8 protein-coding genes are annotated in these 9848 nt (G+C 66.1%); 5 read left to right on the forward strand and 3 right to left on the reverse strand.

Going from position 1 to position 9848, the window contains the following annotated elements; all coding sequences use genetic code 11:
• The 3 genes from argJ to ACFMO5_RS07260 all read right to left on the reverse strand — a co-directional run.
• A partial coding sequence (gene argJ / locus ACFMO5_RS07250; protein ID WP_376792088.1) for a bifunctional glutamate N-acetyltransferase/amino-acid acetyltransferase ArgJ occupies positions 1–1112 on the reverse strand: 1112 nt, incomplete at its 3' end.
• A 135-nt stretch (positions 1113–1247) separates the two neighbouring features.
• Entirely contained in the window at positions 1248–2516 is a 1269-nt protein-coding gene (locus tag ACFMO5_RS07255) for an aspartate aminotransferase family protein (protein WP_376792089.1), read from the reverse strand.
• Positions 2517–2585: 69 nt separating this feature from the next.
• Entirely contained in the window at positions 2586–2924 is a 339-nt protein-coding gene (locus tag ACFMO5_RS07260; protein ID WP_376792090.1) for a tRNA-binding protein, read from the reverse strand.
• Between the two features lie 270 nt (positions 2925–3194).
• Here ACFMO5_RS07260 and ACFMO5_RS07265 point away from each other — a divergent pair, with 270 nt between their 5' ends.
• The 5 genes from ACFMO5_RS07265 (at position 3195) to ACFMO5_RS07285 (ending at position 9747) form a co-directional block, all read left to right on the forward strand.
• The gene (locus ACFMO5_RS07265) at positions 3195–3632 is read left to right on the forward strand and encodes an Hsp20/alpha crystallin family protein (protein ID WP_376792091.1); all 438 of its coding nucleotides are present in this window, start codon (positions 3195–3197) and stop codon (positions 3630–3632) included.
• Positions 3633–3754: 122 nt separating this feature from the next.
• Positions 3755–6256, forward strand: coding sequence for an endopeptidase La (gene lon, locus ACFMO5_RS07270; RefSeq protein WP_376792095.1), 2502 nt, complete (start codon positions 3755–3757; stop codon positions 6254–6256).
• Positions 6257–6520: 264 nt separating this feature from the next.
• Complete coding sequence (locus ACFMO5_RS07275) at positions 6521–6871, forward strand: PleD family two-component system response regulator (RefSeq protein ID WP_376792092.1); 351 nt, start codon at positions 6521–6523, stop codon at positions 6869–6871.
• 459 nt (positions 6872–7330) lie between these two features.
• Positions 7331–8347 (forward strand): hypothetical protein, encoded by a 1017-nt coding sequence (locus ACFMO5_RS07280; protein WP_376792093.1) that lies wholly within the window; start codon positions 7331–7333, stop codon positions 8345–8347.
• 62 nt (positions 8348–8409) lie between these two features.
• Positions 8410–9747 (forward strand): hypothetical protein, encoded by a 1338-nt coding sequence (locus tag ACFMO5_RS07285; RefSeq protein WP_376792094.1) that lies wholly within the window; start codon positions 8410–8412, stop codon positions 9745–9747.
• Positions 9748–9848 lie beyond the last annotated feature (101 nt).

Here is a 9848-nt window from a genome sequence, read left to right on the forward strand (position 1 = left end):
TCCAGGAGGACCCGGAACGATGGCGCTTGGAAGACCCGGCGGGCCTCCTCCTCGAAATAGAGGGCCGGGGCGCCCCGATCGAACAGCAAAATCGGGGATTCGTCCCCCCGCTGGATCCACAAGGAGATCGCGTCGGGGTCGAGGGACACACCGGCCGCCCCAGCGGCGGCGAGGATCCGTCCCCAGTTCGGATCCTCGCCGTAGAAGGCCGTCTTCACCAGCGGCGAGCGGGCGATGTGGCGGGCGATCCGCCGGGCCTCGCTGGCTGTGCGAGCGCCCCGCACCCGGATCTCCACAAACTTGGTGGCCCCCTCGCCGTCCTTCACGATCGCCTGGGCCAGCTCGATGCAGAGGTCCGTCAAGGCCTCTTGAAAGAGCGGCATGGCGTTCTCATCGACAGGAACCCCGGCGGCCCCGTTGGCCAGGATCATCACCGTGTCGTTGGTGCTCTGATCGCCGTCCACCGTGATCCGGTGGAAGCTGGCGTCCACGGCGGCGCGCAGGAGCGTCTCGAGACGTTCCGCCTCGATCGCCGCGTCGGTGGTGATCAGGGCGAGCATGGTCGCCATCTGGGGATGGATCATCCCCGCCCCCTTGGCCATCCCCCCGATGGTCACCGGGACCCCGTTCAGGGTCAGGCGGCGCACGGCCATCTTGGGCCGGGTGTCCGTGGTCATAATGGCGCGGGCCGCGTCCTCGCCGCCGGCCTCGGAGAGGGCGGGGACGGCGCGCATCAGGCCGTCTTGGATTTTGTCCACCGGCAGCGGAACCCCGATCACACCGGTGGACATCATGAGGATCGTGTCCGGAGGGAAGCCCAAGAGGAAGCCGGCGAACTCGACGACCCTGTGGACGTCCGAGAGCCCGCGGGGGCCGGTGCACGCGTTGGCGTTTCCGGAGTTGATGATCACCGCCCGAAAGCCGGCGCGCCGGCGGGCGAACAGGGTCTGGCTGTAGCGAACCGGGGCCGCCTTCACCTGGTTGGTGGTGAAAACGGCGGCGGCTGTGCACGGCCGGGTGCTGGCGACCAACGCCAGATCCAGCGCGCCGCTCGTTTTGATGCCACACGCAACGCCGGCCGCTCGAAACCCCTGGGGCGCTGTGACGCTCATCGGTCTTCCTCCTCCCAAGCGATCTTCGATGGGCCATGGCCCTGCGTCCCCGCTTCGCCCGAAGGGCGCAGGGCCGCCGATCTGCATCCTCCGTGAGCGGCGTGGGCCGCTTGGAGAGGCTCCGGCCCTGGCGTTTCATGAAGCGGCTTCCAGCGCCTCCCCCAGCGCTGCCTCGAAGATGCGCAATCCCTCCTGGATCTGTTCGGAGGTGACGACCAGAGGTGGGATCCAGCGGATGACGTTGTCATAGGTTCCGCAGGTCAGCAGCAGCATCCCCCGACGGAAGCAGGCCGCCTGGACCGCCTTGGCGGTCCCGGTGTCGGGCTCCCCGTTCCGGGTGAACTCCACCCCTACCATGAGACCGCGTCCGCGGACGTCTCCGATGGCGGGGAACCGGGAGGCGAGCCGGCGCAGCCCTTCCAGCAGCTCGATCCCGCGGGCGGCGGCGTTCTCCGGGAGCCTCTCCTCTTTCATCACCCGGATGGTGGCCACCGCGGCCGCACAGGACAGCGCGTTGGCGACGAAGGTCCCGCCGTGGGCGCCCGGCTTCCAGCGGGCCATCAGCTCCGCCCGCGCCGCGATCCCCGAAAGCGGCAACCCGGAGGCGATCCCCTTGGCCATGATCAGGATGTCCGGCACTACCCCCTCATGCTCCACAGCGAAGAAACGCCCGGTCCGCCCGAAGCCGGTCTGGACCTCATCGGCGATCAAGAGGATCCCATAATGATCACACCGCTCCCGCAGGGCGGCGAGGAAACCCGTGGGGGGCACCACGTATCCGCCCTCGCCCAGGATGGGCTCCACCAGGATGGCCGCGGTCTCCTCGGGGGCCGTCTGGGACTTCAGGAGGAGGTCCAGCTCGCGAAGGCAGAAGCGCAGGGTGGTTTCCTCATCCCATCCGTAGCGGTAGGCGTAAGGGTAGGGGGCGACGTAGACCCCGGCGGGCAACGGCTGATAGCCGGCCCGATAGATCGTCTTGCTGGTGGTCAAGGCCATGGCCATGTGGGTCCGCCCGTGGAAGCTGCCCTGGAAGACGATGATGTTGGGCTTGCCGGTGGCGTAGCGCGCCAGCTTCACGGCCGCCTCGACGGCCTCCGCGCCGCTGTTGGCGAAAAAAAAGGTGTCCAAGGGCGGCGGGACGATGGTGAGGAGCTCCTCCACCAGCTCCAGCATGGGGCGGTGGTAGACGATGTTGGCCTGGCCGTGGAGGAGGCGGGCCGCTTGCTCCTGGATCGCGGCGACGACCTTCGGGTGGCAGTGGCCGGTGTTGGTCACCGCGATCCCGCTGGTGAAGTCCAAATAACGACGGCCATCCGTCGCGTAAAGATAAACGCCCTCGCCGTGGGTGACCTCCAGATCGAAGATGCGGAGCCATACGGGAGAGAGATGGGTTTTGATGGACATCGGAACCTCCCGGTGGATGAGGGATCTTGGGGTGAGCGGGGTGCCGGAGGCGCCCCCGCCGTCTCCATGTTAAAACACCCGGCCGCCCAGGGGAACTTCGGCGTCGGGTCGCAGGAGCACCACCCGCCCCATCTCATCGGGGACGCCCAGGACCAGGACCTCAGAGCGGAAGCCGGCGACGTTTTTGGGGGGGAAGTTCACCACCGCGATCACCAGCGTCCCCACCAGCTCCTCCGGCCGGTAGCGGTCAGCCAGCGCGGCGCTGCTGGTCCGCACCCCGATCTCGGGCCCGAAATCGATCCAGAGTTGGAGGGAGGGCTTGCGCGCCCGCGGATGGAGCTCGGCTCGGATCACCCGTCCCACCCGCATATCGACTTTCAGGAAGTCCTCCAAGGTGATCGATGTCATGCTGGCCTCCTCGTGCTGAGTTTGCTGAACCACCGGACTCGTCTCCGGGGCGACTACAAGTTTAGGGGGCGGGCCCGCCCCTTTGGCGCCCGGCCCGCCCCCCAAAACATTCTTCCTCCCCCTCCATATCCTCCAAAATATAAAGTGGGAAGCGGTGGAAACAAATATGGAAAAGCCCCGGCATCTTTTACCAAATCAAAATGTGCTACAATCAAAATAGTCCAGAATGGTCTCCCGGGGAACCCCGGATCATATGGCGGAGCGCCTTCTATGGAGGATTTCGAGCGGGCCCTCGAACGGTTTGAATCCCAGATGGAGCGGCTGCTCCAGGACATCCTGACCCGCCAGCGGTGGCTGGTGCGCCATGGGAACGCCTGGCGCCCCCCCACCGATGTCTACGAAACCGACGAGGCCGTGGTGGTGCGGGTGGAGATCGCAGGGTTGAAGCCCGAGGATGTGCTGGTCGCTTTACATGACCGATGGCTGGTGATCAGCGGTTACCGGCACGATCCCACACCCAAAGTCGCTTATCATCAGCTGGAGATCCACTACGGCGAGTTCCATGTCGAGGTCCACCTCCCTTGGGCGTTGGACGCCGACAGCGCCCAGGCGGTCTATCGGGACGGCTTCCTGATGGTGTATCTGCCCAAGAAGCCACCGCTGACCATCCCCGTGCGGACGCCGCGACGTCTGCAGGTAACGAAATGAGGACAACATTGAATCCTAACGTTGGAGCAGCATGGATGAAACTGAAGGAGATGTGGATGCACGGCTTCGGACTGGATTGGGAAAGCTTCTTCATGATGGACGAAGGCGAGGAGATCCCCCCGATGGGGATCCAGCTGGAGACCAAGCGGGAATCTGAGGAGCCCGCGGTGGAGATCCCGGAGGAGCTGCCGATCCTCCCCCTCCGGGGCGTGGTGGTCTACCCGCTGACCGTGGTCCCCCTGGCGATCGGGCAGCCGCGGTCCATCCGGCTGGTGGACGATGTCGTCCTGGGCAAGAAGCTGGTGGGCCTGGTGGCCAGCAAGCGGCCGGAGTTGGAAGAGCCGATGCCGGAGGATTGCTACACCATCGGGACGCTGGCGCTGATCCAGCGCCTGCTCCGGATGCCGGATGGCACCATGCGGATCCTGGTGATGGGCCTGGAGCGGATCCGGATCCTGGAGTACACCGCGACCCAGCCCTACCTCAAGGCCCGCGTGGAGCGCCATCCGGAGGTCGTCAGCACCGGCCCGGAGCTGGAGGCCCTGCGGCGCAAGACCGCCGAGCTGTTCGCCCGGATGGTGGAGCTGGTCCCCGGCCTCCCCGATCAGCTGGGGGCCATGGCGCAGGCGGTGGAGGACCCCCGGCAGCTGGCGTATGCGGTGGCGACCTATCTCCGCATGTCCCTCCAGGAGGCCCAGGAGATCCTGGAGCTGGACGATGTGGCCGCCAAGCTGCACCGGCTCATCGCCCTGTTGACCCGGGAGATCGAGGTCCTGGAGCTGGGCCGCAAGATCCAGTCGGAGGCCCAAGCCCAGGTCGAAAAGATGCAGCGGGAGTTCTTCCTGCGCCAGCAGCTGGAGGCCATCCGTCGGGAGCTGGGGGAGGCGGACGAGCACCAGATGGAGATCGAGGAGTTCCGGCGGAAGATCGAAGAGGCCGGGATGCCCCCCGAGGCCCGTCGGGAGGCCCTCCGGGAGCTGGAGCGCATGGCCAAGCTCCCGCCGGCCTCCGCGGAGTACGGCGTGATCCGCACGTACCTGGACTGGATGGTCAGCCTCCCCTGGAACAAAACCACGCCCGACAACCTGGACATCGCCCACGCCCGGCAAGTCCTGGATGAGGATCACTACGGCCTGCAAGATGTGAAGGAGCGCATCTTGGAATATCTGGCGGTGCGCAAGCTGAAGCAGGAGCGCGCCGGGCAGCTGGAGGAGCTGGAGACCCGAGACTACATCCGCCGGGTCCGGGAGGGGGCGATCCTGTGCTTCGTGGGGCCGCCTGGCGTGGGGAAGACCTCGCTGGGCCAATCGATCGCCCGGGCGATGGGGCGCAAGTTCACCCGCATCGCCCTGGGCGGCATCCGGGACGAGGCGGAGATCCGCGGCTTCCGCCGGACCTACGTGGGGGCGATGCCGGGGCGCATCATCCAGGCCCTTCGTCGGGTGGAATCCCGGAACCCGGTCTTCATGCTGGACGAGGTGGATAAGATCGGGGCCGACTGGCGGGGAGATCCGGCCTCGGCGCTGCTGGAGGTGCTGGATCCCGAGCAGAACCGGGAGTTCCGGGATCACTACCTGGATGTGCCCTTCGATCTCTCCCAGGTGTTGTTCATCTGCACAGCGAACCAGTTGGACACGATCCCCGCCCCGTTGCGGGACCGGATGGAGATCATCTTCCTCCCCGGTTACACGGAGACGGAGAAATTCCACATCGCGATGGGGTATCTCATCCCGCGGCAGCTGCGGGAGAACGGGTTGCTGCCCGGGGAGATCACCTTCACGGAGGCCGCGGTGCGGCGGATCATCCGGGAATACACCCGGGAGGCGGGGGTGCGGAACCTCGAGCGGGCGATCGGCCGGGTGTGCCGCAAGGTGGCCACGCGGATCGCCGAGGGGGCCTCGGAGGCAGCGCTGGTGGATGCGGAGGACGTGCCCCGCTACCTCGGGAAGCCGTTGTTCACCGAGGAGGAGATCACCCATCGGGTGGAAGTCCCCGGCGTCGCCATTGGCCTGGCGTGGACGCCCACCGGGGGCGATGTGCTCTTCATCGAGGCGACGCGGATGCCGGGGAGCAAGGGGTTCGTGCTCACTGGCTTCTTGGGGGAGGTGATGCGGGAGTCCGCCCAGGCGGCCTTGAGCTACGTACGTGCCCACGCGAAGGATTATGGGATCCCGGAGCGTTTCTTCAATCAAAGCGATATCCATATCCACGTGCCCGCGGGCGCGGTGCCTAAGGACGGTCCCTCGGCGGGCATCACCATCGTCACCGCCCTGGTCTCGCTGCTCACCGAGCGCCCGGTGCGGCCGGATGTGGGGATGACCGGGGAGATCACCCTGCGCGGGAAGGTGCTGCCGGTGGGCGGCATCAAAGAGAAGGTGTTGGCGGCCCATCGGGTGGGCCTGCGCACGGTCATCCTCCCGAAGCGCAACGAGAAGGATTTGGAGGAGGTGCCGGAGGACGTGCGCCAGGCGATGCAGTTCGCGCTGGTGGAGACCATCGACGAGGCCTTGGCGATCGCGCTGCAGGACCGGCGGGAAGAGGCCCGGGGGTCGGTCTCCAGGGATGGGACCCGTCGGCGGGCGCGCTCCCCGGCGAAGGCCAAGGCCGGACGCTCCGCTCGCTGAAGTCGCGCGGTTCGAACGCGATCCGAGGGGTTAAGATGGGGAGGCCGCCAGGGATGGCCCCCACCCCGAATCATTCTCCCTGCAGCCTTTGGGTGGCAGAGGGGAGAAAAAATCCACAGGGGCTGGGGATCGTTTGGAGTGGGGCGCTTCAACGCCCGTTTTGAGTCATCCCTCAGCCCCCAAGGGTTCCCAATGGAAGCTCCTTGAAAGCGGGTTCGGTTCCTAGCAATGGAAGAAGCGCCAGTCCTTTCGTGAGATCGAACGATGGCCACGGTGATGATCGTTGAAGACGATCCCCAGTTGGCCCGTATGCTGGCGGCCCTTTTAGAGTTTGAGGGCTATTCGGTGAGGATCTGCCCCACCCCGGAGCGCGCCTTGGATCACATCCGTGAGGCACGGCCGGATGTTGTGGTGATGGATTTTTATTTGGGGAAAACGAGAGCCACCGAGGTGCTGCGATCGCTTCGGGAAGACCCAGAACTCAGGGGTGTGAAGGTCGTCGTCGTTTCCGGGGACGATCAGGAGGCTGCGGCTCGCGCTGCAGGAGCGGATGCGTTTCTATTTAAGCCGTTCTCTGTGGAGGAGTTAACCCAGCGCATCCTTCAGCTTGGCTAACCTCGTTCAGGAGGGCCTCCGGTGAATTCCTCTTCTAAAAGATGGTACGGAGTTCTTGGGGCAGCGATCCTGAGCCTCGGAGCTTGCATTGCCATGCTGCTCGTTTTCCGCGGAGGCGCGCGGGCGGCGCCCATCACCGAGGTGGAGCCAAATGATACCCCCGATCAGGCAATGGTGATCACGCTTGGTCATACAGTTCAAGGCGCCATTGGGATTACTGTTACAGTAGCTGATTTCGATTGGTATCGGATTTCTAATTTATCCTCCGGGACAAATTATAAGCTATCTTTTAATATCCCCTCCAATCCTAACCAATTGTCTGTTCGATTAAGGCTTTATGATGGGGCGCTCAATCTCATCGACGAACAGTTCACGAGTTCCTCCACCACCGTTTCTTGGAAGGCTTACACCACTACGCATTATATTGAACTGGCGCCGATGAGTTTTCAGAGCCCATCCGTGCCGACGTCCACTCCTACGCCGACGCCGGGCCCTGTGGTGGTCAACTATTTTCTCAGCGTGGTTCAAATCGCCAGCACCCCGACTCCGTCCCCAACGACTTCTCCCGCTCCCACGTCTTCTCCCACCCCCACGTCTTCTCCCACCCCCACGCCTCCTCCCACCCCCACCCCAGCGGGGTTCCCTGACGCCTTCGAGCCGAACTATGATTTCGACCACGCGACGCTCATTGGCCTGGGGGAGAAATACACGGGCTTGAACTTCGTCCCGGTGACCCCCGGAACCGAGGACAACGATTTCTTCAAGCTCTGGGTGAAGCCGGGGATGTTGGTGACCTGCGAGACGCTGGACCTCACGCCCGGGACGGATACCAACCTCATCGTCTACGATGCGAACCGGAACGGGATCGCGGGGAACGATGATGTGAACACCGCGGCCGGGGAGCTGCGGAGCCGGGTCACGGCGATGGCCACGTGGGAAGGCTGGATGTATCTCTTGGTGGGGCAGGGGGGACGGGGGATCGTCTACGGCTCCGGTTACAGCTTGCAATGCACCGTGGGCCTGCCGCCCACGGCGACTCCCACGCCGACCCGCACCCCCCGGCCGGTCACCGCGCTCCCGCCGCCGACGGCCACGCCGTTCCCCACCGTCGCGCCCCCGCCCACCGCGACGCCCACGCCGCTCCGCCTTCAGGTGGAGGCCATCCCAGCGACCCCGACGCCGAGCGGCCGTCCGATTGAGGTCACGGTGGAGGTTTATTACGATGCGAACGGGAACAACGCGCCGGATCCCGGGGAAGGGGTGGTGGATCTGCCGATCTGGCTGGTCGCCCTTCGGGGCGGCGTGGTGGTCGCTCAGGGGGCGACCGATGAGGCGGGGCGGGCGGTCCTGCGGGGGTTCGGCGAGGGCACGATCCGGTTGGTGATCCCCTACTTGGGGATCGTGCGCCCGGTGGAGAGCGGCAACACGGTGACCATCCGCTTGAGCCCGATCGCGATGCCGGCCCGCTTGCCGTAGGGAGCGCTGCCTGGCCGGGCTCCCGCGCGCTCTTGTTCCCCAGCCCATCGATGGAGGGCGAGATGATCGAACCGGAGCAGAAACCGTCGGACGCATGGGGGAGGATCTCCAAGGCTCTCTCGCGTTCGTGGGAGCAGGCGCGGGCGCGCTGGGCGCAGATCCCCTCTTCCATCCGCCCGTTCGTGCTGGCCAGTCTCGGCGTTGGCGTTGTGGGGCTCAGCATGTTTTTCGTGGGCCTCTTGCTCCTCCTTCGCGCTGCCCGACCGGCAGGCCCAGCACCATTAACAGGCGCCCCGGCGGCGCCCGGGGGATCGATCCCGATCCGGCTTCGGGTGAAAGCGGTGACCCTGGACGTCGTCCCGCTCGCTGTGCGGGAGGGGAACTGGCCGGTGCCCCGAGGACGAGGCGATCTCGCTTACTGGATGGAGGGGACGTTTGTGAACTTGGTGCTGGGCCTGCCGGATCGCCCGGAAACGCGGCGGCTGGTGGAGGGGTTGCAAGAGGGGGATGTGCTCGAGGTGGAGATGAGCGCGGGCCCCGTGCTCCGGTTCCAGGTTTCCGGCAAACAGCAGGTGCGGCCGGAGGATACCACGCTTCTATCCCAGCGCCGCCCGGGGTTGACCCTCCTGCTGGTCGGCGGGGAGCCCCGCTGGGCGGTGACCGCTTCCCCGCTCCTGGAGCCCTCCGTCTCGCTCCTGGCGATGGGACGGGTCCCCCTGGGGCTGTCGGTGCAGGTCGGGCCGATTCGCTTGACGGCGCGGAATGTGGAGCTGCGCTGGAGCGGCCCAGGGATCCCTGGGGATTTCGTGGGGGTGGTGATTCGCTTCGAGCTGATCCATACAGGCAATGAGCCGTTGGCCATGGAGAGCTTTGAGATGAGCTTGGCGGATGCGGCAGGGCGGCGCTATCAGCCCACGTCGCTGGAGGGCGTTCCGATCCCTTCCGGGCGGATCGCGCCGGGCGGCACGGTCGAGGGGCAGGTGGCTTTTCTCATCCCCCGCAACAGCGTGGAGGGAGTTTTGATCTGGCGGTTCAACCCGCTCCCGGGGCGAGGCGCCCCGGCGGAGATCGAACTGGAGCTCCCTCGCCCGACCCCCACGCCGGCTCCGGAGACCCGGCTCCAGATCCAGGTTCAGAGCGCCCGGTGGCTGCCGGAGGAGCGGGTGCTGATCGTTCAGGGCGGGATTGGGAACTCGGGCGAGCAACCGGTCGCCCTGGAAGCGACGGAGGTCGAGCTGATCGGCCCGGGGGGGCAGCCGGCGCCGTTGATCGAGGCATCCCCGGCCTTGCCGTGGATGATCCCGGCGGGCCGCAATCTCGGCTTCGAGCTGCGGTTCACCCTCCCCGCTCCCGGTCCGGCCACGCTGCGGATTGGGCAGGCGCGGTTCCAGATCCGGTGAGAGAAGGGGTGTATCCCACCCGTTTCATCCTTGCGATGAAGCATTTTTGAGGTTTTAGGGTCCTTGGGGTTGGGGGCCGCCGAAGGCGGCCAGATCGGAAG

Source organism: Thermoflexus sp. (assembly GCF_042408365.1).
GTDB lineage: Bacteria > Chloroflexota > Anaerolineae > Thermoflexales > Thermoflexaceae > Thermoflexus.